Raw genomic sequence first — 1,048 nt, 5'->3', positions numbered from 1 at the left:
TGAGGGACCGCCAGAGGCGCTCGATGAAGACATTGTCGATGCAGCGGCCTTTGCCGTCCATGGAGATCCGGGTGCCAGCGCGCTTCAGCCTGTCCGTCCAGGCAAAGGACGTGAACTGTGAACCTTGGTCTGTATTCATGATCCCCGGCGCGCCGAAGCGGTGGATGGCCTCATTCAACGCCTCGACGCAGAAGTCAGCCTCCAGCGTATTTGAGATGCGCCAAGCCAGCACCTTTCGGGTGAACCAGTCCATGATCGCCACGAGGTAAAGGAAGCCGCGCCGCATCGGCAGGTAGGTGATGTCGGCACACCAGACCTGGCCGGGGCGATCGACCCGCAGCCCGCCCAGCAGATATGGATAGGTCTTGTGCCCCTTCCTCGGCTTGCTGGTGTTGGGCTTCTGGTAGATCGGCATCAAGCGCATGAGCCGCATAAGCCGACGGATGCGCTTCTGGTTCACGCCGTGCCCCTCGTTCTGCAGATGCCAGGTCATCTGCCGGACCCGTAGAAGGGGGTGTCGAGGAACTGCTTGTCGATGAGCTGCATCAGGTCGAGGTTCTGCTCCGTCTCTCCGACCGGTTCATGATAGAAGGACGAGCGCGAGATCGACAGCAGGCGGCACTGCGCCCCGATCGACAATACCGGATGGCCCCGCTCGATCATCCCGCGCCTCACTTGCCGGTCCACGGCTTGAGCTTTCGTGACAAAAAATCGTTGGCGACAGCCAGTTCTCCGATCTTGGCATGCAGTGACCGGACCGTCTCCTCATCCACCTCCGCAACAGGCTTTCTGCCGCCGCGCTCGAAGATATCCGCAGCTCCGTCGAGGAGCGCCTTCTTCCATTGATGGATCATCGTCGGATGCACACCGTATTCGGCCGCCAGCTCCGACATAGTGCGCTCGCCCTTCACGGCCTCAAGCGCCACGCGCGCCTTGAAGCCCGCGTCATGATTCCTGCGTTTCCGCATTCCTGATCTCCTCGTTCTTGGAGACCAGCAAACGTCACATCGCAGCTTCCGTCACTGTCCGATTTCTGGGGAGTAGCTCA

3 protein-coding genes are annotated in these 1,048 nt (G+C 60.9%); all 3 read right to left on the bottom strand.

Annotated features, from left to right (window positions below; all coding sequences use genetic code 11):
* Window positions 1–493, bottom strand: a 493-nt coding sequence (locus tag DR046_RS25005; RefSeq protein WP_115384640.1) for an IS3 family transposase, incomplete at its 3' end; no start/stop codon positions are given.
* Window positions 490–663 carry a hypothetical protein gene (locus DR046_RS25000; RefSeq protein ID WP_167767272.1) on the bottom strand — a complete coding sequence of 58 codons (174 nt, stop codon included), beginning with the start codon at window positions 661–663 and terminating at the stop codon, window positions 490–492. The genes DR046_RS25005 and DR046_RS25000, both read right to left, overlap by 4 nt.
* An 8-nt stretch (window positions 664–671) precedes the next feature.
* On the bottom strand, window positions 672–968 hold the full coding sequence (locus DR046_RS24995; protein ID WP_167767271.1) for a transposase: 297 nt from the start codon (window positions 966–968) through the stop codon (window positions 672–674).
* Window positions 969–1,048 lie beyond the last annotated feature (80 nt).

Source organism: Jannaschia formosa (assembly GCF_003340555.1).
GTDB lineage: Bacteria > Pseudomonadota > Alphaproteobacteria > Rhodobacterales > Rhodobacteraceae > Jannaschia > Jannaschia formosa.
The sequence above is the reverse complement of the archived record's forward strand: the minus strand, read 5'-3'. Positions and strand labels throughout refer to the sequence as shown.

Coding starts and splice junctions, on each gene's coding strand:
- DR046_RS25000 (WP_167767272.1), bottom strand. CDS start 663: ATGATCGAGCGGGGCCATCCGGTATTGTCGATCGGGGCGCAGTGCCGC.
- DR046_RS24995 (WP_167767271.1), bottom strand. CDS start 968: ATGCGGAAACGCAGGAATCATGACGCGGGCTTCAAGGCGCGCGTGGCG.